This window comes from Streptococcus bouchesdurhonensis (assembly GCF_948472335.1).
The window spans coordinates 1-25998 of sequence record NZ_CAOKTW010000014.1 but is presented as its reverse complement, the minus strand read 5'-3'; the positions used below and the strand labels follow the sequence as shown (position 1 = coordinate 25998).

Here is a 25998-nt window from a genome sequence, read left to right as displayed (position 1 = left end):
TCCAACTGCTTCACCAACTTCAACCGCATCACCAGTCGCCAAGTTGATACCATAACAGTGACGGCAGACACCGTGACGAGTGTTACATGTAAATACAGAGCGGATAGTCACTTCTTCCACACCAGCATTGACAATTTCACGCGCCTTGTCTTCTGTAATCAACTCATTTGGACCGATAATAACTGCACCAGTTTCTGGATGTTTAACAGTTTTCTTAGTGTAACGACCATTGAGACGCTCTTCGAGAGACTCGATCATCTCTTTTCCTTCTGCGATAGAACGGATCAAGAGACCACGGTCTGTTCCACAGTCGTCCTCACGGATGATAACGTCTTGGGCAACGTCAACCAAACGACGAGTCAAGTAACCTGAGTCGGCTGTCTTAAGGGCCGTATCGGTCATACCTTTACGGGCACCGTGAGTTGAGAAGAACATTTCGAGTACTGACAAACCTTCGCGGAAGTTTGAAAGGATTGGCAATTCCATGATACGTCCGTTCGGAGCCGCCATCAGACCACGCATACCGGCAAGCTGTGAGAAGTTTGAGATGTTACCACGGGCTCCAGAGTCCATCATCATAACGATTGGATTCTTCGGATCTTGGTTAGCAATCAAGCGTTTCTCTAGTTTTTCACGGGCAGCACGCCATTCAGCTGTAACAGCATTGTAACGCTCGTCGTCTGTAATCATACCACGACGGAATTGTTTTGTGATTTGTTCTACACGTTTGTGTGATTCTTCAATGATTTCAGCCTTGTCGTCAACGACTGGAATATCGGCAATACCCACTGTCAATCCTGCAAGAGTTGAGTGGTGGTAACCGAGGTTCTTCATACGGTCAAGTAGAGCAGAAGTTTCTGTCGTACGGAAACGTTTGAAGATTTCAGCGATGATATTTCCAAGATTTTTCTTCTTGAATGGAGGGTTGAGTTCAAGTTTGCTGATTGCTTCTTTGATATCTCCACCAAGTGGCAAGAAATATTTAGCTGGAACGCCTTCTGTCAAGTTGGCATTGTTTGGCTCTTGCAAGTATGGTAGACCCTCTGGCATGATATCGTTGAAGAGGATTTTACCAACTGTTGTAAGCAAAACTTTATGTTTTTGCTCTTCTGTCCATGGTTTGTTGAGGCTATCTGTTGCAATACCAACACGTGAGTGGAGGTGAACATAACCATTACGGTAAGCCATAACCGCTTCGTCACGGTCTTTGAAGACCATTCCTTCACCTTCACGACCAGCTTCTTCCATAGTCAAGTAGTAGTTACCCAAAACCATGTCCTGAGATGGAGTAACAACTGGTTTACCATCTTTCGGGTTCAAGATGTGCTCAGCAGCAAGCATCAAGATACGTGCTTCTGCTTGGGCTTCTTCTGAAAGCGGTACGTGGATGGCCATTTGGTCTCCGTCAAAGTCGGCATTATAGGCTTCACAGACAAGTGGGTGCAAGCGAAGGGCCTTACCATCAATCAAGACTGGCTCGAAGGCTTGGATCCCCAAACGGTGAAGGGTCGGTGCGCGGTTCAAAAGCACTGGGTGTTCTTTGATCACTTCTTCAAGAATATCCCAGATACGCTCATCTCCACGTTCCACCAAGCGTTTAGCAGCTTTGACGTTTTGCACGATATCACGTGCAACGATTTCACGCATCACAAATGGTTTAAAGAGCTCGATCGCCATTTCACGTGGCACACCACATTGGTACATCTTAAGAGTTGGACCAACGGCGATAACGGAACGTCCTGAGAAGTCAACACGTTTACCGAGCAAGTTTTGACGGAAACGTCCCTGTTTCCCTTTGAGCATGTGACTCAATGATTTCAGTGGACGGCTACCTGGTCCTGTGATTGGACGACCACGACGACCATTGTCAATCAAAGCGTCAACCGCTTCTTGAAGCATACGCTTCTCATTTTGAACGATAATACCTGGTGCATTCAACTCGAGCAAACGAGCCAAACGGTTGTTACGGTTGATAACACGGCGGTAAAGGTCATTCAGGTCAGATGAGGCAAAACGGCCACCATCCAACTGCAACATTGGACGAAGATCTGGTGGAATAACCGGAAGGATGTTGAGAATCATCCATTCAGGTTTGTTTCCAGACTTGTAAAAGGCATCTAAAACATCCAAACGACGGATTGCTTTGACACGTTTTTGTCCAGTCGCTGTTTTCAACTCTTCTTTGAGTTCAGCAATTTCTTTTTCAAGATCTACTTGTTTTAAAAGGTCTTGGATAGCTTCGGCACCCATCTTGGCAACGAACGATCCATAACCATACTCACGCAAGCGCTCACGGTATTCGCGCTCTGTCATGATAGACTTGTGCTCAAGTGGTGTATCCTTAGGATCAATCACCACATAAGCCGCAAAGTAGATAACTTCCTCGAGGGCACGAGGGCTCATATCAAGGGTCAAGCCCATACGGCTTGGAATCCCCTTGAAGTACCAGATGTGAGATACAGGAGCTTTCAACTCGATGTGCCCCATACGCTCACGACGAACTTTTGTACGCGTTACTTCAACCCCACAACGGTCACAAACAATCCCTCTGTAACGAATGCGTTTGTACTTACCACAAGCACATTCCCAGTCTTTTGTAGGTCCAAAGATAACTTCATCAAAGAGACCTTCACGTTCTGGTTTCAAGGTACGGTAATTGATTGTTTCAGGTTTTTTGACTTCTCCATAAGACCATGAACGGACTTTACTTGGAGAAGCTAGGGTGATTTGCATACTTTTAAAACGATTTACATCAACCACTATTTCTTCCCTTTCTATTCTAAGTGAACTGCTTATTCTTGTTCAGCAGCTTCTTCTGTTGCTTCCGCTTTTGTTGCTTTTTCAGCTTCTTCAGCTTCAAAGGCTGCTTTTGCCTCTTGTGCTGCTTTTTCGCGGGCTTTTTCAAGGTCATCTACGTGGATGACATCTTCGTCCATTCCTTCATCCAAGTCGCGAAGTTCCACTTCTTGATCATCTTCGTCAAGGACACGCATGTCAAGACCAAGAGATTGCAATTCTTTCACAAGAACTCGGAAGGATTCTGGAACACCTGGTTTTGGAATTGGTTTTCCTTTTGTAATAGCTTCATAAGCTTTCAAACGTCCGTTGATATCGTCAGACTTGTAAGTCAAGATTTCTTGAAGGACATTTGAGGCACCGTAGGCTTCAAGAGCCCAAACCTCCATCTCACCGAAACGTTGTCCACCAAACTGAGCTTTACCTCCGAGTGGTTGTTGAGTAACGGTTGAGTACGGTCCGACTGAACGCGCGTGCAATTTATCATCAACCATGTGGTGAAGTTTGATCATGTACATGACTCCGACAGAAACACGGTTATCAAATGGTTCACCAGTACGTCCATCGTAAAGGATGGTTTTGGCATCGCTATCCATACCTGCTTCTTTAACAGTTGACCAAAGGTCTTCAGAACTTGCTCCGTCAAAGACTGGTGTTGCGATGTGGATACCAAGAGTACGTGCAGCCATACCAAGGTGGAGCTCCATAACCTGACCTATATTCATACGTGATGGCACCCCAAGTGGGTTCAACATGATATCGACTGGAGTTCCGTCTGGAAGGTAAGGCATGTCTTCTACAGGAACAATACGAGAGACAACCCCTTTGTTTCCGTGACGTCCGGCCATCTTATCTCCGACCTTGATCTTACGTTTTTGAGCGATGTAGACACGAACCAGCATGTTAACACCTGATTGCAACTCATCTCCATTTGCACGTGTAAAGATCTTCACATCACGAACGACACCATCGGCACCGTGTGGTACACGAAGAGAAGTGTCACGCACCTCACGAGACTTGTCTCCGAAGATAGCGTGCAAGAGGCGTTCTTCAGCCGAAAGGTCTTTCTCACCCTTAGGTGTTACTTTACCTACAAGAATGTCACCTTCTTTAACCTCAGCTCCGATACGGATAATACCCATTTCGTCAAGGTCTTTAAGAGCATCTTCACCAACGTTTGGAATTTCACGAGTAATTTCTTCAGGCCCAAGCTTTGTATCGCGTGTTTCTGATTCGTATTCTTCAAGGTGAACAGATGTATAGACATCGTCTTTCACCAAGCGTTCGCTCATGATAACGGCATCCTCGAAGTTGTAACCTTCCCAAGTCATGTAGGCAACGATTGGGTTTTGTCCAAGCGCCATTTCTCCATTTTCCATAGAAGGTCCGTCAGCGATGAAATCACCTTTTTCAACGACATCGCCAACTTTTACGAGAGTGCGTTGGTTGTAGGCAGTACCTGAGTTTGAACGACGGAATTTTTGGATGTGGTAAACGTCCAATGAACCATCTTCACGGCGTACTTCTACCTTGTCAGCATCTGCGTAAGTAACTTTACCATCATACTGAGCAATCACAGCCGCTCCAGAGTCGTGGGCTGCTTGGTATTCCATACCAGTACCAACGTAAGGTGCCTGAGGATTGATCAATGGCACAGCCTGACGTTGCATGTTGGCTCCCATGAGGGCACGGTTGGAGTCATCGTTTTCCAAGAAAGGAATACATGCTGTCGCAACGGCAACTACCTGTTTTGGTGAAACGTCCATATAGTCAACAACATTAGCTGGATACTCTTGGTTGACCCCTTGGTGACGTCCCATGACAACTTTCTCAGCAAAGGTTCCATCTTCATTTAGACGAGAATTAGCCTGCGCTACAGTATATTCATCTTCTTCATCGGCTGTCAACCAAACGATTTCATTTGTAACAACACCTGTTTCACGGTCAACTTTACGGTATGGTGTTTGAACAAAACCATATTTGTTCAAGTGTCCGTAAGATGACAAGTTATTGATCAAACCGATGTTAGGTCCTTCAGGTGTCTCGATTGGACACATACGACCATAGTGAGTGTAGTGCACGTCACGGACTTCATATCCAGCACGGTCACGTGTCAAACCACCAGGTCCTAAGGCTGACAAACGGCGTTTGTGAGACAACTCAGAAAGCGGGTTGTGTTGGTCCATGAACTGTGACAACTGTGATGAACCAAAGAATTCTTTAACCGCAGCTGTTACAGGACGGATATTGATGATTTGTTGTGGTGTCAAGACTTCGTTGTCCTGAACAGACATACGTTCACGGACATTACGTTCCATACGAGAAAGTCCAAGACGTACTTGGTTGGCAAGTAATTCACCAACTGCACGGATACGACGGTTTCCAAGATGGTCGATATCATCTACACGGCCAAGTCCTTCAGCCAAGTTGAGGAAGTAGCTCATCTCAGCAAGAATATCTGCAGGAGTGACGATACGAACCTTGTCATCTGGATTAGCATTACCGATAATCGTTACGACACGGTCTGGATCAGTTGGTGCAACAACCTTGAATTTTTGAAGAACAACTGGATCAGTCACAACCGCTGCATCATTCGGAATGTAAACAATCTTGTTCAAATCACCATCCAAATGGCTTTCAATGCTTTCAATCACACTACGAGTCATGATTGTACCAGCTTCTACCAAGATTTCTCCTGTTTCAGGATCTACCAATGGTTCAGCAATTGTTTGGTTAAGCAAGCGTGTTTTAACATTGAGTTTTTTATTGATCTTGTAACGACCAACTGCTGCTAAATCATAGCGACGTGGATCAAAGAAACGAGCTACAAGCAAGCTACGTGAGCTTTCAGCAGTCTTAGGCTCACCCGGACGAAGGCGTTCGTAAATTTCTTTCAAAGCTTCGTCTGTACGAGAGTCCATTGGGTTCTTGTGGATATCTTTTTCAACAGTGTTGCGAACCAATTCGCTGTCACCAAAGATATCAAAGATTTCATCATCACCTGAGAAACCAAGCGCACGAACCAAGGTTGTAAATGGAATCTTACGAGTACGGTCGATACGAGTGTAGGCGATGTCTTTTGAATCGCTTTCAAGTTCCAACCAAGCTCCACGGTTAGGGATAACCGTTGAACCGTAGCCCACTTTACCATTTTTATCAACTTTATCATTAAAGTAAACACCTGGTGAGCGGACCAACTGAGAAACGATAATACGTTCACCACCATTGATGATGAAAGTACCCATTTCTGTCATGATCGGGAAATCACCAAAGAAAACTTCTTGGGTTTTGATTTCGCCTGTTTCTTTATTGATCAAGCGGAAGGTTACAAAAATTGGTGCTGAGTAGCTAGCATCGTGGATACGAGCTTCTTCCAGCGTATATTTGGGTTCCTTGATTTCATATCCAACAAATTCCAACTCCATTGTGTCTGTGAAGTTTGAAATTGGCAATACATCTTCAAACACTTCCTTAAGACCGTGGTCTAGGAAATCTTTGAATGAGTCAGTTTGAATTTCAATCAAATTTGGTAAGTCAAGAACTTCTTTGATTCTTGAAAAACTACGACGGGTACGATGTTTCCCGTATTGAACGTCATGTCCTGCCAAGATGATTCTCCTTTGTAAATAAGTTCCAAGCCTTGTCAATCAGGCTTTTCTAATCGTCATATGGTTTTAAAAACCCCTATCACCGTGTCCTCTTGATAAATTTTCAGAATCTTTAAGTCTTTGTTACAAACACGCAAAATCCTGAAAAAAAGCACAAAAAGAGCAGCTAAATCTGACTTTTTCAGAAGATTTAACTGCTGTGAGCCTTGTCTGGACAATATTTCAGACAAAACCTACGACAAATGATTATTCATATTATACCCTATTTAGCTAGATTTTTCAAGGGGATTGATGAATTTTTGACAAAATCTTTTCCTATAAAAAATTAAATTCAACAATCACTTTGCAAACTTCATTTTCGGTTCAATCGTTCAATAAAAATATAGTAAATTACGATTTTCCTATTTTATCCTAGGTTGTTTTTCTTGACTTTACCAGGCCTTTATTTTAATATATATGTATAAATATATAGGGAGGTTTATGATGAATATCTTACTGTCTAAAACTGAACAAGACTTGCTATTCTTACTGGAAGAATTAACCAAACACCATGATTGGATAGAAATTCCAGTCTTAGTTGAGAAGCTGAATTTTTCAATCGAAGAATTGCAAGAACACCTTTTTAAGCTTGAGCAATTGTTTCCTAACCTCCTGCTTCAATCAAGAAAAAAAGGCATTCAATTGCAGTTTGAAGTCCAAAACACCTTGGATCCCAGGATTGCGATTTTTAAACAATCTGAAACCTATTCTTTTTTGAACCAGTTGTTTTTCAATGAGGGACAATCACTCGTGCAAATGTGTCAAGAACTTGTGATGAGTTGCGAACGAGTTCAGGAAATCATCCAACATCTAAATACTAAACTTCCACAACATTATGGCATCAGTATCCAACTTTCCCCTTTAGTCATGGAGGGAGAAGAAGAGGGCATTCGTGCCTTTTATCTAGACTACTTTAGCCAAAGTTACGACTTTCTTGATTGGCCCTTCCCTTCTATTTCTGAAGAATCACTCACTCACTTGATTCAGCTATTTTTGGACGCCCAACAAGTTTCACCCAACCTCAGTAGTTTACGACAAATCAAATACACTCTAGCTATCAATCTGGAGCGCTTTAATAAGAGTCATTTGATTGAAAATCCTACTCCTCTTTTAACCAGTCACTACAGCTCTCTGATGCAAATTCCCCAGTTTGAACAAGATATCAAAAAGCTGGCTAAAAAACTCCATTTTGAACCTACAAAGGAAACACTAGAACAGCTATTTTCAAACCCAATAAAATCTCCTCAAATTACAAACAATCCTAACAATGGAGCACTAGGTGACATTCATCAGATTCAAAAATCCTATCGTTTATTGAGTCAAATTTTAGAAGAATTATCTAAAGAATTTCACCTACAGATTGAAAATCACGAGGAATTGATTTGGCTCCTCCACTACACTGCCCAATCTGATTTCTTTCATTTACTCAGTAACCAGTCTCTCGACAGACAGAAATCCCAAATTTTAAGCAGTTATCAAGTAGAATTTCCAAAACTATTTGAAGTCAGTCAACACAAATTCCAATCTTACCTGAATGAAATGGGGCTAGAAAATCACCCAAGTAAGCTACAAGAACTTGTCTACACCTTTTCTATCCAAGGGCAGCGAATTTTAGTCCAATTACTTCAAAAACTTCCCAAAATACGAGTTTTAGTCATTAGTCATCTGGATAGTCATCACGCACAAAACCTTATCGACACCCTTGCTCACTACGGCAATAATCTCTATCTCTTTGATTCTTGGGAAGAATCTACGATTTCTTTCTCAGTTCTCAATCAAATTCCTCACGATATTGTTATCACTACCTTTCCTGTCACCAACTCTCCTAAACCAATTATCTATAATCGTAACTTCTCTACTTCAGAATTATTTCATAACCTTCACATTCTTGCTTCTCAAATTCATAAAGAAAGACTGGCTTAATCGTAACAAAATTTGTTGCGATTTTTTCTTTTATTTTAATTTTGGGAAAACGCTTGCATCTTATTTTACTAAGTGCTATACTGATGATAGAAATTTATTGATTGGAGAATCATTATGAGAAAAATACCATCTCAAACTGAGAAAAAAATGGTTTACAGCATCCGCTCCCTCAAAAATGGAACTGGTTCTGTCCTTATTGGAGCAAGCCTTATTCTGCTTGCCATGGCTACACCAACTATCTCAGCAAACGAAAATACACCAACCACTAACGAACCCAGCAACAGAAATACAACCTCCCTTACTCAACCTCTTACTGATGCAACAAACATCGCTGGCAAGAACGAAAGCGATTTTTCTTCACCTGATAGTGCAAACGCTTCCCTAGAGAAAAAAGAAGAAAAAGCTGCAACAGAGGTACCCACTCCTGCTACAACACCAGCCGATTCAGCCCCACAAACCGGACAAGATCGTTCAAGTGAACCAACTACTTCTACGAGTCCAGTAACGACTGAAACTAAGGCAGAAGAACCAATAGAAGACAACTACTTCCGTATCCATGTCAAAAAGCTTCCTGAAGAAAACAAGGATGCTCAAGGACTATGGACTTGGGACGATGTTGAAAAACCATCTGAAAATTGGCCTAACGGAGCCTTATCCTTTAAAGATGCCAAAAAAGATGACTACGGCTACTACCTAGATGTCAAATTAAAGGGAGAACAAGCCAAGAAAATTAGCTTCCTCATCAATAATACAGCTGGGAAAAATCTAACCGGAGATAAATCGGTAGAAAAACTGGCACCAAAGATGAATGAGGCTTGGTTGGACCAAGATAACAAGGTTTTCTCTTACGAACCACAGCCTGCAGGAACTGTTCGCGTCAACTACTACCGCACAGATGGCAACTATGACAAGAAATCTCTCTGGTACTGGGGAGATGTGAAAGAGCCAAGTAGTGGTGAATGGCCTAACGGAACAGACTTTACGGCTACAGGCAAATATGGTCGTTATATCGATATTCCACTCAAAGATGCAGCTAAAGACCTTGGATTTTTATTACTAGACAGAAACAAACAAGGAGACGATGTGAAAATCCGTAAAGAAGATTATAAGTTCACAGATTTAAAAAATCATAGCCAAATTTTCCTCAAAGACGATGATGAAACCATCTACACCAACCCCTACTATGTGCACGATATCCGCATGACAGGAGCCCAACACGTAGGTACTTCTAGCATTGAGAGTAGTTTTTCAACACTTGTCGGTGCTAAAAAAGAGGATATCCTCAAACACTCTAACATCACTAATCACCTAGGAAACAAAGTAGCTATTACTGATGTTGCAATAGATGAAGCTGGTAAGAAAGTGACCTACAGCGGAGATTTCTCGGACACAAAACATCCATATACTGTTAGCTACAATTCCGACCAATTCACTACCAAAACAAGCTGGCGACTTAAAGATGAGACATACAGTTATGATGGCAAACTTGGAGCTGACTTAAAAGAAGAAGGAAAACAGGTTGATTTAACCCTTTGGTCACCAAGTGCTGATAAGGTTTCTGTCGTTGTCTACGACAAGAATGACCCTGAAAAAGTGGTTGGAACTGTCGCTCTTGAAAAAGGGGAAAGAGGAACTTGGAAACAAACTCTAGATAGCACAAATAAATTAGGAATCACAGATTTCACTGGCTACTATTATCAATACCAAATTGAACGTCAAGGTAAAACTGTTCTTGCACTCGATCCTTACGCTAAGTCCCTCGCTGCTTGGAATAGTGATCTTGCAAAAACAGACGCTTCCCATAAAGTGGCTAAAGCCGCCTTTGTAGATCCAGCCAAACTAGGACCTCAAGACTTGACTTATGGTAAGATTCACAACTTCAAGACTCGTGAAGATGCCGTTATCTACGAAGCTCATGTGCGTGACTTCACTTCAGATCCCGCTATCGCAAAAGACTTGACCAAACCATTTGGTACCTTTGAAGCCTTTATTGAAAAACTAGACTACCTCAAAGACTTGGGTGTAACCCACATCCAGCTCCTTCCCGTCTTGTCTTACTACTTTGTCAATGAATTGAAAAACCATGAACGCTTGTCTGACTACGCTTCAAGCAACAGCAACTATAACTGGGGATATGATCCTCAAAACTACTTCTCCTTGACTGGTATGTATTCAAGCGATCCTAAAAATCCAGAAAAACGAATCGCAGAATTTAAAAACCTCATCAACGAGATCCACAAACGTGGTATGGGAGCTATCCTAGATGTAGTGTATAACCATACAGCCAAGGTCGATATCTTTGAAGATTTAGAGCCAAACTACTACCACTTTATGGATGCTGATGGGACACCTCGCACTAGCTTTGGTGGTGGACGCTTGGGGACAACCCACCATATGACCAAACGACTCCTAGTTGACTCTATCAAATATCTAGTTGATACCTACAAAGTGGATGGATTCCGCTTCGATATGATGGGAGACCATGATGCAGCTTCTATTGAAGAAGCGTACAAGGCCGCACGCGCCCTCAATCCACACTTAATCATGCTTGGTGAAGGTTGGAGAACCTATGCTGGTGATGAGAACATGCCTACTAAAGCTGCTGACCAAGATTGGATGAAACATACCGATACTGTCGCTGTCTTCTCAGATGACATCCGTAACAACCTCAAGTCTGGTTATCCAAACGAAGGTCAACCTGCCTTTATCACAGGTGGCAAGCGTGATATCAACACTATTTTTAAAAATCTCATTGCTCAGCCAACCAACTTTGAAGCTGATAGTCCTGGAGATGTTATCCAGTATATCGCAGCCCATGATAACTTGACCCTCTTTGACATCATTGCCCAGTCTATCAAAAAAGACCCAAGCAAGGCTGAAAACTATGCTGAAATTCATCGTCGTTTGCGACTTGGAAATCTCATGGTTTTGACAGCTCAAGGAACTCCATTTATTCACTCTGGTCAGGAATATGGTCGCACCAAACAATTCCGTGACCCAGCCTACAAGACTCCAGTAGCGGAGGATAAGGTTCCAAACAAATCTCACTTGTTGCGTGATAAGGATGGCAATCCATTTGACTATCCTTACTTCATCCATGACTCTTACGATTCGAGTGATGCTATTAACAAGTTTGACTGGACTAAGGCTACAGATGGTAAAGCTTATCCTGAAAATGTCAAGAGCCGTGACTATATGAAAGGTTTGATTGCCCTTCGTCAATCTACAGATGCCTTCCGACTTAAGAGTCTCCAAGATATCAAAGACCGTGTCCACCTCATCACTGTTCCAGGCCAAAATGGTGTGGCAAAAGAGGACGTGGTAATTGGCTACCAAATCACTGCTCCAAACGGTGATATCTACGCAGTCTTTGTCAATGCGGATGAAAAAGCTCGCGAATTTAATTTGGGAACTGCCTTTGCCCACCTCAGAAATGCTGAAGTTTTGGCAGATGAAAACCAAGCAGGACCAGTAGGAATTGCCAACCCTAAAGGACTTGAGTGGACTGAAAAAGGCTTGAAATTAAATGCCCTTACAGCTACTGTTCTTCGAGTCTCTCAAGGTGGTGCCATCGTTGCCCCAGCTGTGGAAGAAAAACCAGAATTTGACCTTTCTAGCTTAAAACAAGAACAAGGGCAATATAATATCCAAGACAATATTCCAAACCGAGTAGTCAAACCGGAACAGCAAACTCCAGCTCCACAGGCTAAACCTGATTCTGCAAAACCAGATGCAAAAGTAGCCGATGCGGAAAATAAACCTAGCCAAGCTACAACTGATTCACAAACTTCACAACCAACACAAGAAGCACAAGCATCATCTGTAAAAGAGGCGGTTCAAAACGAATCGGTAGAAAACTCTAGCAAGGAAAATAAACCTGCCCCCCTAGCTAAACAAGCTGAACTTCCAAATACAGGAACCAAAAACGATCACAAACTCCTGTTTGCAGGAATTAGTCTCCTCACCCTTCTAGGTCTCGGTTTCTTACTAAAAAACAAAAAAGAGAACTAAACTAGCCCTCCTATAGAACAATCCCCCAAGCCTTAACGCTCGGGGGATTGATTTTTGCCCTGATAAGCCTATCTATCAAATCATATATTCTACACTATAGGTCGCATCCGAAAGAATTCGTGCCAAAAATTGCTTGGTTCGTTCTTCCTGTGGGCGACTAAAGAAATCATGGGCATTATTTTCTTCAACAATTTTCCCGCCATCCATAAAAATGACATGATTGGCTACATCTCTAGCAAAACCCATCTCATGTGTCACTACTACCATAGTAACTCCTTCTTTAGCTAACTGTTTTAAAACATCTAAAACATCCCCTACCAACTCTGGATCCAAGGCCGATGTCGGCTCATCTAATAAAATGACCTCTGGTTTCACAGCGATGGCACGGGCAATACCGATTCGTTGTTGCTGACCTCCAGAAAGCTGAGAAGGATAATAATCTTTATAAGCTAGTAAACCAACCTTTTCTAAGGCAACTTCCGCACGTTTAGTTGCTTCTTCCTTAGGAATTTTCCGAGCAATCACCAGGCCCTCCAAAATATTTTCCAAGGCCGTTTTATTAGCAAATAAATTATAATGTTGAAAAACAAAGGCGGTCTTCTGGCGAATTTCTAAAATATCTTTTTTGGTCAATTTGCCAAGATCGTAGTCTTTGTCAGCAAGCTTCAAAGAGCCACTATCGGCTTTTTCTAAATGATTGAGACATCTGAGAAAAGTCGTTTTACCTGATCCAGATGGCCCCAATATTACAACCACATCCCCTTGGTTGACCTTGAGATTAACATCTTCTAAGACTTGTCTGTCTCCAAATTTTTTTGCAACATGTTCTACTTGTAACATTGTCTCCTCCTATGCTAAACCTGTACGGGGCACTACTTGTCCCTGTTCTCTTCGAATATAGCGTTTCTCTAAGATTGAAAAGCCCCATTGAATCAATCCGCAAATAAGAATGTACTGTAAAAAGATCACAAAATAGGATTCAAAATACTGATAACCATAAGATGCTTCAACACGGGCAATAGCTGTAATATCCTTAATGGTCATCACAAAGACCAAAGAGGTTCCTTTTACAATATTTATAACTAGATTAGCCAGATTGGGCAGGGCTGATCGCAAGGCCTGTGGAAAAATAATCCTCACATAAGCTTGACTAGTGGTTAAGCCAATCGCTTGTGCAGCTTCTAATTGTCCCTTATCCACAGTCAAAATAGCCGAACGTAAGATTTCTGATAAACTACCTGTCGTCATCAAACTATAGATAATAAAAGCATAATAGATCGGATTGAGTTTAAAGATATCAACATCACTTCCTATGCTTTTGAGAAATTGATTGAGCAAACTCGGAAACAAACTATAAAAGAAAAGAATCAGCAAAATCGGAGGTGTTGCTCTTATAAAAGCTAGATACACGAGAGAGAAAGTTCGAACACCTTTGACTTTATATATTTGTCCCAGAGCTAAAAACAAGGCTGGTAGAAAACTTAAGACCATGGCTACAATCATGATAATCAAGGTGGTCGGTACCCCTTTTAAGGTCTCTAAAAAGGTTTTTGCAATATAGTCTAAATCCATATCCTATCTCCCTTTCGTTTCCAAAGATTTTTCTAACAAGCGACTCAAGAAGGAAACAGCTAAGGCTACACCCCAATAAAGAATGGCAACCGCTGTATAGGTTTCAAGAGAGTAATTCCCCAAATTACGACTGATTAAGAGATTCCCAGCCCCCATGACATCCACAAAACCAATCGTATATGCTAGGGCAGCGTCCCGCATCAAATTTAGAATAGCGGTCGTCATATTTGGAAGAGCCACTTGAAAAGCCTGAGGAAAAATGATTCTCCAAAATGTCTGACTAGGGGTCAGACCAATACTGACTCCAGCTTCCATCTGACCTTTGGGAATTGCCTGATAAGAAGCCTTAAACACTTCTGCAATGATAGCCGCAAATAGCAAGACCATGGTGAATAAGACGAAGACCGTCTTAGACCAGTTGTTGATATCTAAATTCAACCACCATTTTAAAAATTCAGGTAAACCATAAAAGACAAGGAATAGTAAAACAATAGGAGGAGTACAGCGAAGAGTGAAAATATAACCCTTAGAAAGACCTGCAAAAGTCTTATCTTCTCCCACTTGAGCCCAAGCCAGTAAGCCACCGAAAAGGGAACCAAGGATTGTAGTAAAAAAGAGAATGGACAAGGTCATCGGAAGAGCCTGCCATAAGGTTGGTAAAAATTGGAACACTCTTGAAAAATCATATGAAACCATATAAACCTCTTTCTAATACTCAATGAAAATCAAAAAGCAAACTAGCCACAGGTTGCTCAAAACAGTGTTTTGAGGTTGTGGATAGAACTGACGAAGTCAGTAACCATACCTACGGCAAGGCGTCGTTGACGCGGTTTGAAGAGATTTTCGAAGAGTATAACATTCCTGATTGTTCATCTAATCTTTATCAACGTAGCTAAAGACGTCTTCTTTAAAGTATTTTTGAGAAAGCTTAGCTAAAGTACCGTCTTCTTTTAATTCTTTAATAGCTTTTTCATACTCTTTAGCAAACTTCTCACCCTTTTCATCACGGTGAATCAATGGATAGGTTGGGATTCCTTTATAAGGGAACCAGCTAAGTTTGTCCGCATATTGGTGGTAAGAACCATCCTCTGCTGTCACTGCTTTTTCAAAAGATAACTTGATATCAAAGAAGGCATCATATCGTCCTTCTAAAACCCAAGCATAAGCATCTGCCACCTTGAAGGATTCAGCAGCTGTCAACTCAATTGGTGTATCCTTATGCTTCTCGTTATAACTATTGATGACATTCCACTGGGCATTTTGAGGAGAGATGGGTACTAATTTTCCTTTATTTTTGGCAAAATCATCAATATTCTTATATTTGGCTTCATCTTCTTTTCTAACAGTAAAACCAATAATGCTGGCTCCTACTGGCTCAGATGGAATAATAAATTTCTTAGCCCGTTCATCTGTATACCAAGCACCTTTAGTTCCAATATCGTACTTGCCAGACTCAAGTCCAATCAAGAGATCATCATCACTAGTTCCAGTATACTCAAATTTATAATCTGCTAATTTCTCATCAACCGCCTTTAAAACAGCGACTTCATAACCATCTGATTCCCCTTTTTCGTCAATAAAATCATAAGGGACATAGTTTTGAGTATGGGCAACTTTTAAAGTTGTTACTTGTCCAGATGAAACTGCATCTGCACCTTTAGCAGATGCTCCCGCCAAAGTTCTACCAATAATCGTTGCTCCAAGCACTGCCGCAACCGCAACTCCACCAATAATCCATGTTTTCTTACTCATATTCTTCTCCTTTATTTATCTAATGCCTCTCTCACCCACTGGATACGCTCCACTGCAATATCACTCGGAATGGTACAATCTGCTCCAAGTATGAAGCCCTCTTTTCCTGTTTCTTCTACCAATCGTTTGGTTTCAGCTTGAATTTCTTCCTTACTGCCTCGATAAAGAAGGCCATCTTCACCGTTTTCAAATCCTCCCAGAACAGCACGACCCTTGAAAATCTCACGACCTTCTTTTAGGCTAATTCCTTCTGGACCAACTGCCCAGTTAAAAACATGAGCTGGATAGTCGGCAAAGATATGAATATCGTTTCGAGCTCCTTCATAGCCACAGATATGAAGGATATTTACCCCACCAACCGACTTAGCCGCTTTTAAAACAGTCAGTTCACTCGGCGCAATAATCTCCTGATAGGCTTCAGCAGAAACACGCGCATCCTGAATACTTTGCACACTGAGATAAATACCGTCTGCTCCTGCATCTTTAATAATAGCTTGACTCAAGCTAGCGATATCTTGCGCAATCACATCAAGGACTTTTTTCAATTTCTGAGAATCTTGAACTAAGAAATCTGCAATGAGATCATCTCCACCAGACACTTCTCCAAGTAACCATTTGAGGTAGGTCACAGGCGCAAAAATATTGTAAATAGCAACAATATCTTCCGTAAACTCCTGCTTAATCTTCTTCACTAATTCTACCTGCTCTCTAATCCACGGATGATCTTCACCCAGAGGTTGAATCTCTGCCAACTCTTGGAGTGACTTTCCTTTGGCAATAACTGGATTTGGATAAGCAAAATAGCCATCACTCATCAACTTGATAAAGTCTGGATGTAGGTCACGGATAAAACGTTTGTGACCTTGTATGTTCTTTTCAATAATCACAGGATTGGAAAATCCCTTTAACCATTCCTCTTCTGATGTAAAGTGGTGCCAAAAACCTACAGGTACACGGTCAACCACTTCTCCTCTAAATGCTTTTAAAACCCATTCTCTTTTTTCTGACATCTCTATTCTCCATTTCTTTCTTTTTCAACTAATAAAACACTGGCAATATCATTGGTTTGAATAAAGTGAAGACTTCCTTTCTGAAAATCCTGAACTCCATGACATCTTGGCCCTTCCTTACAAGTAAGTCCCTTTGTAAGACTGATCGCAAGTAAGATGACAAAGCCGAGGGCCGTCCCTACCAATAGCCACTTTTTTCTTTTCATAAGGCCCTCCTATTCTAAAATAGCAGCCTGACGAATCCAGTCCAATCGTTCTAATTCAAAGTCATCTGGAACCGTGCAATCCGCTCCAAGAAGGACTCCTCTAGTCCCAGCTTCAGCCAACAAGCGTTTGGTTTCCTCTTGTAGTTTAGCCTTGCTACCTCCATAAAGCAGGCTCTGCTTTCCATTTTCAAAACCACCCAAGACCGCTTTGCCATGAAATAGCTCCTGACCTTGAGGTAAGCTGACTGCTTCATGGTGGGTTGCCCAATTGAAAACTTGGGCTGGATAATCTTTGAAAATAGTCACATTGTTACTGGCACCTTGGAAACCGCAGATATGCAGGATATTGACCCCACCTGCCTGATTAGCAGCTTCTAAAACCTTTATGTTGCTTGGCTCAATATAGGTCTGATACAATTCTGCTGTGATGCGCTCATCCTGAATTTCTTGTGTACTGAGGTAAATCCCATCTGCTCCACAATCCTGAATGATTGCCTTGGTTAGGATTGCGATATCCTCAGCTATTACATCTAAAATCTCCCTGAATAGCTCTGGATTTTCGAGTAATAGATTAGCAACCTCCTTATCACCTCTAGAAGTCTCTGTACGAAACCAACGTTTCAGGTAGGAAATCGGAGAAAAGATATTGTAGAATGAAGCAATGTCCTCAGTGAAGGTTGCTCGAATAGCTTCTACCACTTCTACTTGTTGCTGAATCCAAGGATGGTTTTCACCAATCGACTCAATAGAAGCCAGCTCCTGAATACTTGAAACCAAAGGACTGTAGACATTACTTGGATAAATGAAAAATCCGTCACTCATCATTTTGACAAAATCAGGATGAATTCTTTCAACGTACTTCCGATGTCCCTCTACACTTTTTTGAAAGATACGTGGGTTATTTAAACCTTGCCCTTTTTCCTCCAGTGTTACAAAATGAAACCAAAAGCCTACAGGAACTCGTTCCACCTCTTCTCCTCGGATGGCTTTAAAAACTAGCTCTCTTTTACTTGTCATACTTTTCTCCTTCCATTTGGATTGAAACCATCTTACCACTCCTTTTGACCTTTTCCCAATATATATTGACTATCGACTTGATTGATATTGTTTATATCAATAACGAAAAAATCTCTGGAAAGCTTGATTTTACTAGCTTTTCAGAGATTCTTTTTTGTTTATTGCTTTTTTAAAATAGTTGTTATATAGATTTTTTATCAGCCTGATTAGGATTTTTTATTAAGCCTCTTTCATGGCAAAGTATTCCCGTACTTTGGGTGCCACTTGCATTCCGAATAGTTCAATAGCTCTCAGAACCTGGTCATGGGGCATGGAACCAAGCGGTAGATGGAGCATGAAGCGGTCCAAACCTAAGTCTTCAATCATACGAATCAATTTTTCGGCCACCTGATCTGGATTGCCCACAAACATAGCACCATTTGGCCCAACTTGCTCCAAATATTGCTCATAACGCAATTCCTGCCAGTGCGGACGGTCTTTGGAAATAGCATCCACCACTTGCTTGGTTGGATGGAAATAATCTTTCACCGCCTGCTCGCCATCTTCAGCAATCCAACCCCAAGAATGGGCCCCGACCTTTAGCTCCTGACTGGCATGACCCGCTTCGCTCCCAATCTCACGATAAGCCTGAATCAACTTTTTAAAATAACGCGGATTACCACCAATAATGGCATAGACAATCGGTAGGCCTGCCTGAGCAATCTTCACAGTTGATTCGACATGACCACCTGTCGCTATCCACAAGGGCAATTTGTCCTGAACTGGACGAGGATAAACTTCTTTGCCAGAGATTGTTTGGGTCAATCGACCTTGCCAATCTAGTTTTATCTTTTCATTGACTAATTGAAGCAAGTCTAATTTCTCATCAAAAAGAGCTTCGTAGTCTTTCAAATCATAGCCAAACAAGGGAAAAGATTCCGTGAAAGAACCCCTTCCGGCCATAATCTCCGCACGTCCATTTGACAAAGCATCGATAGTGGCATATTGTTGGAACAATCGAATCGGATCCATACTTGAGAGAATGCTGACTGCACTGGTCAAACGAATCTTCTTGGTATTGACTGCCCCAGCTGCCAGAACAATCTCTGGCGCAGATATCGCAAAATCCGCTCGATGGTGCTCACCAATCCCATACACATCCAAACCAACCTTGTCAGCCAGTTCAATCTCTGCCAGCAACTGGCGAATGCGTTCAGCATGACTGTAAGTTTGCCCAGTCCCTTCAAGCTCCGTTGTTTCTCCAAATGTTGAAATTCCCAATTCTACCACAGTGATTCTCCTTGTCTATTCCGGTCCTTCATTTTGAAAAATTATTCTAACACGAATCTTGAGTACAAGCAACCGATTTGCTCACAAGAAAAAGCCTAGATAACTAGACTTTTTAAGCTTATTCTACCGTTACTGACTTAGCAAGGTTACGTGGTTTGTCCACATCAAGCCCACGGTGGAGTGTTGCAAAGTAAGCGACTAATTGCGTTGGCACGACCATTGAAATTGGTGAGAGGTAAGGGTGTACAGTCGTAAGGACGATATCATCTGTATCTTTGGCAACATTTTCTTCTGCAATAGTGAGAACCTTGGCACCACGGGCTGCCACCTCTTGGATATTTCCACGAGTGTGGTTGGCAAGGACTGGATCTGACAAGAGAGCCAAAACAGGCGTTCCTTCTTCAATCAAGGCAATAGTTCCGTGCTTGAGTTCTCCTGCCGCAAAGCCTTCACACTGGATGTAAGAAATCTCTTTGAGTTTAAGGCTTGCTTCCATAGCTACGTAGTAATCTTGACCACGCCCAATATAAAAGGCGTTGCGAGTTGTTTCAAGAAGCTCACGAACCTTGGCTTCAATGGTTTCTTTCTCTGAAAGAGTTGATTCGATAGACTGAGCTACGATTGACAACTCATGAACCAAGTCAAAGACTTGCGCTTTAGCATTGCCATTTGCTTCTCCTACTGCTTTTGCAAGAAAAGCAAGGGCTGCAATTTGTGCTGTATAAGCCTTTGTTGATGCTACGGCAATTTCAGGACCTGCATGAAGGAGCATGGTATGATTGGCTTCACGTGAAAGAGTTGAACCTGGTACGTTTGTCACTGTCAAGCTTGGGATTCCCATTTCATTAGCCTTGACCAAAACCTGACGGCTATCCGCCGTTTCACCAGACTGACTGATAAAGATGAAGAGTGGTTTCTTGCTGAGAAGTGGCATACCGTAACCCCACTCAGATGAAATTCCAAGTTCAACTGGTGTATCTGTCAATTCTTCCAACATTTTCTTAGAAGCAAATCCTGCGTGGTAAGATGTCCCAGCTGCAAGGATGTAGATACGGTCTGCGTCTTGAACAGCCTGGATGATAGCTGGGTCTACTACTACTTGACCAGCCTCATCTGTGTAGGCTTGGATTAGTTTACGCATAACAGTTGGTTGCTCGTCAATTTCCTTAAGCATGTAGTAAGGGTAAGTTCCTTTACCGATATCTGACAAGTCTAGCTCAGCAGTGTAGCTAGCACGCTCACGACGATTTCCATCATAGTCTTGAACTTCCACACTATCAGCCTTGACGATTACCAACTCTTGGTCATGAATTTCCATGTATTGGTTGGTTTCACGAATCATAGCCATAGCATCTGAGCATACCATGTTATAACCTTCACCAAGACCAATCAAGAGTGGTGATTTATTTTTAGCTACGTAGATGACTTCAGGATCTTGTGAGTCAACCAAGGCAAAAGCATAAGAACCACGGATGATGTGAAGAGCTTTTTTGAAGGCTTCAAGAACAGAGAGACCTTCTTCTTCCGCAAATTTTCCAATCAAGTGAACAGCGATTTCAGTATCTGTTTGCCCCTTAAAGTGGTGACCTGCAAGGTATTCTTCCTTGATTTCAAGGTAGTTCTCAATGACCCCATTGTGCACCAAAACAAAACGTTCAGTCTCAGAGCGATGTGGGTGAGCATTGTCTTCCGTTGGTTTTCCGTGAGTAGCCCAACGAGTATGTCCGATACCCGTTGTCCCCTCAACACCAGCTGTCTTAGCAGACAATTCTGCGATACGACCAACAGCCTTCACCAAGTGGTTTTCAGCACCACCTAGGACAAAAATCCCCGCAGAATCATAGCCACGGTATTCGAGCTTTTCAAGCCCTTGAATCAAAATATCAGTTGCATTTGTGTTTCCAACAACACCAACAATTCCACACATAGTATATACGACACAGACCAGCTGTGCTTTCTCCTTAAAATTGGTATAGTCTAATTCCTCTTTTATAGAATCAGCAAAAACAGTATATACTTGTTTCTTTCACTTGTCAAGAGTAAAAATTGGTATAGTTCAAATTACGCTCCTGTTAGCAAAAGACTCTGACCAATTAGGATAATCAGTCAGAGTCCTTTTTAAAATCCATTATTATCGCTTAATTCCTTGAACCAGTGCCCTGATTTCTTCAGACGACGTTCTTGCGTTTCCAAGTCTAATTCGACCAAGCCATAGCGATTTTTATAGCTATTGAGCCATGACCAGCAATCGATAAAGGTCCAAATCAAGTAGCCCTTACAATTGGCTCCGTCTTCAATGGCACGGTGAAGTTCGCGAAGATGACCTTTTACAAAGTCAATACGGTAATCATCTTGAATCATTCCATTCTCACGGAATTTTTCTTCCCCTTCAACACCCATACCATTCTCTGTCAACATCCACTCGATATTACCATAATTTTCCTTGATATTTTGGGCAATGTCATAAATCCCTTGCTCATAAATCTCCCAGCCACGATGAGGATTGATTTTACGTCCAGGCATCACATAAGGCTCATAAAAATGTTCTGGCAAAAGAGGACTCTCTGGATGCTTCGCAAATCGAGGAGCCATAACACGCAAAGGTTGATAGTAGTTGACACCAAGGAAGTCCACAGTATTGTCACGAATGATATCCAACTCCTCCTCTGTAGCATCAGGCAAGAGACCGTATTCATGTAAGATTTCTACCAACTCCTGTGGATAAGTCCCCAAAACAGACGGATCTAAGAAAGATTGGGCCTGAAAAAGGTCCGCAATATTAGCAGCCTTGACATCAGCAGGATGCTGGCTACGTGGATAAGCCGGTGTCAAGTTTAAGACAATCCCAATCTTGGAATCTGGCAAAAGTTCATGACAAGCCTTAACCGCCCGACTGCTGGCCAATTGTGTATGATAAGCTACTTTAACGGCTGCCTCTGCATCCACCTTATGTGGATAATGGGCATCGTAAAAATAGCCAAATTCTACTGGAACTATTGGCTCGTTAAAGGTAATCCATTGATCCACTAAATCTCCATAAATCTCAAAACAAAAACGAGCATAGTCTTCATAGGCTGAAACAGTCGCCTTATTTTCCCAACCATCACCATCCTCTTGAAGGGCAAAAGGCAAATCAAAATGATAAAGATTGACTAAAAGACGAATCCCCTTAGCCTTAATAGCCTCAAAAACCTTACGATAGAAATCCACACCTTGAGCATTGACTTTTCCACGCCCTTGTGGAAAAATCCGTGACCACTGAATAGAAGTCCGAAAGGCCGTATGACCAGTCTCTAACAGTAGCTCAATATCCTTTTCCCAGTTTTCATAAAAGGTTGATGTTTTATCTGGACCAATCCCATTATAGTAACGATTTGGCTCCACTTGGTACCAATAATCCCAGAGATTATCTCCCTTACCGTCACCAGCTACACGTCCTTCTGTTTGTGGTCCAGAAGTAGAGGATCCCCAGACAAAATCCTTTGGAAATCTTAGCATACATTTACCTCTTTATCTACTCATTTTTCCCATTATACAGAAAAAACAAGGTAAAAACTAGTTACATTTTTTCCTTGTTTTTCTTCTGATTATAGTTTTTATTTCTTGCTTAAGATTTCAAGCGTTTCGAGCACATTATCTGCATGAACTTCGATAGTGTCACCAGTCGCTTTAATCTTCACTTCTACGATGCCATCGGCTGCTTTCTTCCCAACAGTGATACGGATTGGCAATCCAATCAAGTCGCTATCGCTGAATTTGACTCCGACACGTTCGTTACGGTCATCCGTCAAGACTTCGTAACCAGCTCCCATCAAGCTTGCTTCAAGTTTTTCTGTCAAGGCTTGCGCTTCTTCGTCCTTGACATTGACAGTGATCAAGTGAACATCAAATGGCGCCAATTCTTTAGGGAAGTTGATTCCCCAAGCGTAACGGTATTCACCTTTTGGTGTTTTGTTAACAAAGAGGCGAGCGTGTTGCTCCATCACTGCTGAAAGGAGACGGCTGACACCGATACCGTAACATCCCATGATGATTGGCACAGCACGACCATTTTCATCCAAAACATCTGCTCCCATGCTTGCTGAATAGCGAGTGCCAAGTTTAAAGATGTGACCAATTTCGATACCACGCGCAAAGTTAAGGACTCCTTGCCCGTCTGGTGAAATTTCACCCTCACGAACTTCACGGATATCCACATATTCTGCAGTAAAATCACGGCCTGGATTCACACCAGTCAAGTGGTAGCCATCTTCGTTAGCACCCACAACTGCATTATGGACATCTTGCACCTTCCTGTCTGCGATGATTTTAACATTCTCTGGCAAACCAACTGGTCCAAGTGAACCGAATCCTGCTTGAACAAGATTCGCCACTTCTTCTTCGCTAGCAACGTCAAAGAAATCTGCTCCCAAGTGGTTTTTCAGCTTAACTTCGTTAAGCTGGTCATTTCCAACTAGAAGGGCTGCAACAAGCTCACCATCTGCCATGTAGAAGAGGGTTTTAATCGTTTGTTCTTCTGGAACGTTGAGGAAGGCTGCAACTTCATCGATTGACTTAACATCCGGCGTTGCAACACGAGTCACTTCTTCTTCAGCGACAACACGGTTGCTTGGTTTGTACTCGTTTGTTGCCATTTCTAAGTTAGCTGCATAGCTAGACTCACTTGAGTAAGCAATGGTATCTTCACCAGAGACCATCCATTTGAGCAATTCTGCCTTGATTTCTTCTTGCACTTGATCAGGAATTTCGTCAAATGAGGCAACTGACTTGTCCAAGACAACCCAGCGGTCAAGGTCTGTACGAGCAGGTGTAATGGCCATAAATTCTTGGCTGTCCTTACCACCCATGGCTCCACCGTCACCAATGATAGCCTTAAAGTCTAAGCCACTACGAGTGAAAATACGCTCATAAGCAGCCTTGTACTCATCATAAACACTGTCCAAGCTATCATAGTTAGCGTGAAAGCTGTAAGCATCCTTCATGATAAACTCACGTGTACGGAGAAGTCCATTACGTGGGCGTTTTTCATCACGATACTTAGGCTGGATTTGGTAAAGGTTGAGTGGCAATTGCTTGTAAGACTTAACAGAATCACGGACAATAGCTGTAAAGGTTTCTTCGTGTGTTGGACCTAGGATAAAGTCTGATTTTTCACGGTTTTTTAGTTTGTAAAGGTCTTCACCGTAAGTTTCGTAACGACCTGATTCGCGCCACAATTCTGCACTGAGAAGGGCAGGAGCCAACATCTCAACGGCACCAATCTTGTCGAATTCTTGGCGCATGATATTTTTAGCTTTTTCAATCACACGATTAGCAAGTGGTAGGTAAGAATAAACACCTGCAGATACTTGGCGAACATATCCAGCACGCAACATAAGAGCATGGCTGATAACTTGAGCATCGCTTGGCATTTCGCGAAGCGTTGGGATAGGCATTTTACTTTGTTTCATAATATTCCTCGATTATCTAAAAAAGAGTCGCATAATGTCATTCCAGGTCACAGCAATCATCAAGACAACCATGATGACCACTCCGGCCAAGGTGACATAGGTTTCAATTTCTTGTTTCAATGGTTTGCGGCGGATAGCTTCTAGGATATTGAGCACAATCTTACCACCATCCAGAGCTGGAATCGGAATAAGATTAAAAATCCCGATATTGATGGAAATCATTGCCAAGAAGTACAAGACATTCTCAATTCCATTTTTAGCAGCATCACTACTTGCCTTAAAGATGGCAACAGGTCCACCCAACTTGTTCAAATCCGGTTGGAAAATCAGATTTTTCAGTGCTGATAAAATTCGTAGGGCCGAGTCAGCAGCAGTTGTAAAACCACCTACAAACATGGATAGAAAATCTGACTTAACCCCCGGTTGAACACCTAGAAGGTAACGGCCTTGACTTTCTTCCGGAGTAACAGTGACTTGTTTGTCACTCCCCTTTTCAGAAATAGTCACATCCAAAGTCGGGGCCGTCTTACCTTTGGTTTCTGTTTCCACAGCCTGAATCAAACTTTCCCAGTTGCTAATCTCATGTGAGCCAATCTTGGTAATCTGTGCCGTTTCTGATACTCCCACCTTAGCCAAGGCTCCTTGGGGCATGACATGGAACTGGTTGGTATCAACATCTCTGACACCACCCTGCATAAAGATTAAAATCCAGAAAACAACGACACCTAAGATAAAGTTGTTCATAGGGCCTGCAAAATTAGTAATGAGTTTGCCCCAGATAGTCGCATTTTGATATTGCACATCTAAAGGTGCAATCCGAACCTCAGTACCATCTGCTTCCACAACCGTTGCATCGTGATCCACTGCAAATGTTTTTTCTTCTTCCAGAACCAATCCTTTGATAAAGAGATTGTCTTCAAAATCAAACTGGGTCACCTGCATAGGGAGGGCTGTTTGATCCAATTTTTTACCTGAGAGATTGATGCGTTTAACCTTACCATCATCAGCAAGTGTCAAACTAACAGGCGTTCCTGTCTTGATTTCAGTTGTATCATCACCCCAACCGGCCATGCGGACATAGCCACCCAGAGGCAAGATTCGAATGGTATAGGCCGTTCCATCCTTGCCAATGTGAGCAAAGATTTTGGGTCCCATACCGATGGCAAATTCACGTACTAAAATCCCTGATTTCTTGGCAAAGTAGAAGTGCCCGAACTCGTGCACCACTACAATAATCCCAAAAACCAGAATAAAGGTTAAAATTCCGAGCATAGTGTTTCCTCCGTCTTTTGATTAAAAGAGTCCAAATAAGTGCATGATTGGAAATACAAGCAACATACTATCG

The 25998-nt window shown here is 42.2% G+C and carries 16 protein-coding genes; 2 read left to right on the top strand and 14 right to left on the bottom strand.

Annotated elements, in window-relative coordinates:
- Both rpoC and rpoB read right to left on the bottom strand, forming a co-directional pair.
- Positions 1 to 2760: DNA-directed RNA polymerase subunit beta' (rpoC, locus tag QMQ21_RS17655; RefSeq protein WP_261814894.1), on the bottom strand; the 2760-nt coding region annotated here is incomplete at its 3' end.
- Positions 2761 to 2792: 32 nt separating this feature from the next.
- Entirely contained in the window at positions 2793 to 6404 is a 3612-nt protein-coding gene (gene rpoB / locus QMQ21_RS17650) for a DNA-directed RNA polymerase subunit beta (protein ID WP_261814893.1), read from the bottom strand.
- A 483-nt stretch (positions 6405 to 6887) separates the two neighbouring features.
- Here rpoB and QMQ21_RS17645 point away from each other — a divergent pair, with 483 nt between their 5' ends.
- Positions 6888 to 8366 (top strand): AcpB/EbpR/MafR family transcriptional regulator, encoded by a 1479-nt coding sequence (locus QMQ21_RS17645; RefSeq protein WP_261019169.1) that lies wholly within the window; start codon positions 6888 to 6890, stop codon positions 8364 to 8366.
- Positions 8367 to 8480: 114 nt separating this feature from the next.
- Positions 8481 to 12377 (top strand): pullulanase, encoded by a 3897-nt coding sequence (locus QMQ21_RS17640; protein ID WP_261814710.1) that lies wholly within the window; start codon positions 8481 to 8483, stop codon positions 12375 to 12377.
- A 75-nt stretch (positions 12378 to 12452) separates the two neighbouring features.
- On the opposite strand, the gene QMQ21_RS17635 is transcribed toward QMQ21_RS17640, so the two are convergent.
- The 12 genes from QMQ21_RS17635 to rseP all read right to left on the bottom strand — a co-directional run bounded on the left by QMQ21_RS17635 (position 12453) and on the right by rseP (position 25925).
- Positions 12453 to 13217 (bottom strand): amino acid ABC transporter ATP-binding protein, encoded by a 765-nt coding sequence (locus tag QMQ21_RS17635; protein ID WP_084947842.1) that lies wholly within the window; start codon positions 13215 to 13217, stop codon positions 12453 to 12455.
- A 9-nt stretch (positions 13218 to 13226) separates the two neighbouring features.
- Complete coding sequence (locus QMQ21_RS17630) at positions 13227 to 13949, bottom strand: amino acid ABC transporter permease (protein ID WP_033686286.1); 723 nt, start codon at positions 13947 to 13949, stop codon at positions 13227 to 13229.
- A gap of 3 nt (positions 13950 to 13952) precedes the next feature.
- Positions 13953 to 14645: an amino acid ABC transporter permease gene (locus tag QMQ21_RS17625; RefSeq protein WP_004256697.1), complete on the bottom strand. Its 693-nt coding sequence runs from the start codon at positions 14643 to 14645 to the stop codon at positions 13953 to 13955.
- Between the two features lie 177 nt (positions 14646 to 14822).
- Positions 14823 to 15701, bottom strand: a complete 879-nt coding sequence (locus QMQ21_RS17620; protein WP_023946740.1) for a transporter substrate-binding domain-containing protein — start codon at positions 15699 to 15701, stop codon at positions 14823 to 14825.
- Positions 15702 to 15712: 11 nt separating this feature from the next.
- The gene (locus QMQ21_RS17615) at positions 15713 to 16711 is read right to left on the bottom strand and encodes a uroporphyrinogen decarboxylase family protein (RefSeq protein WP_049499508.1); all 999 of its coding nucleotides are present in this window, start codon (positions 16709 to 16711) and stop codon (positions 15713 to 15715) included.
- Between the two features lie 2 nt (positions 16712 to 16713).
- Positions 16714 to 16917, bottom strand: a complete 204-nt coding sequence (locus tag QMQ21_RS17610; protein ID WP_049501818.1) for a hypothetical protein — start codon at positions 16915 to 16917, stop codon at positions 16714 to 16716.
- 9 nt (positions 16918 to 16926) lie between these two features.
- Complete coding sequence (locus QMQ21_RS17605) at positions 16927 to 17934, bottom strand: uroporphyrinogen decarboxylase family protein (protein WP_023946744.1); 1008 nt, start codon at positions 17932 to 17934, stop codon at positions 16927 to 16929.
- 219 nt (positions 17935 to 18153) lie between these two features.
- Positions 18154 to 19203 carry an LLM class flavin-dependent oxidoreductase gene (locus QMQ21_RS17600; protein WP_261013370.1) on the bottom strand — a complete coding sequence of 350 codons (1050 nt, stop codon included), beginning with the start codon at positions 19201 to 19203 and terminating at the stop codon, positions 18154 to 18156.
- Positions 19204 to 19321: 118 nt separating this feature from the next.
- Positions 19322 to 21130, bottom strand: coding sequence for a glutamine--fructose-6-phosphate transaminase (isomerizing) (glmS, locus tag QMQ21_RS17595; RefSeq protein WP_084950758.1), 1809 nt, complete (start codon positions 21128 to 21130; stop codon positions 19322 to 19324).
- Positions 21131 to 21321: 191 nt separating this feature from the next.
- Positions 21322 to 22701, bottom strand: a complete 1380-nt coding sequence (gene bglA / locus QMQ21_RS17590) for a 6-phospho-beta-glucosidase (RefSeq protein WP_084947823.1) — start codon at positions 22699 to 22701, stop codon at positions 21322 to 21324.
- A gap of 98 nt (positions 22702 to 22799) precedes the next feature.
- Positions 22800 to 24653 carry a proline--tRNA ligase gene (locus QMQ21_RS17585; RefSeq protein ID WP_138702088.1) on the bottom strand — a complete coding sequence of 618 codons (1854 nt, stop codon included), beginning with the start codon at positions 24651 to 24653 and terminating at the stop codon, positions 22800 to 22802.
- A gap of 12 nt (positions 24654 to 24665) precedes the next feature.
- Complete coding sequence (rseP, locus tag QMQ21_RS17580) at positions 24666 to 25925, bottom strand: RIP metalloprotease RseP (RefSeq protein ID WP_261814892.1); 1260 nt, start codon at positions 25923 to 25925, stop codon at positions 24666 to 24668.
- Positions 25926 to 25998 lie beyond the last annotated feature (73 nt).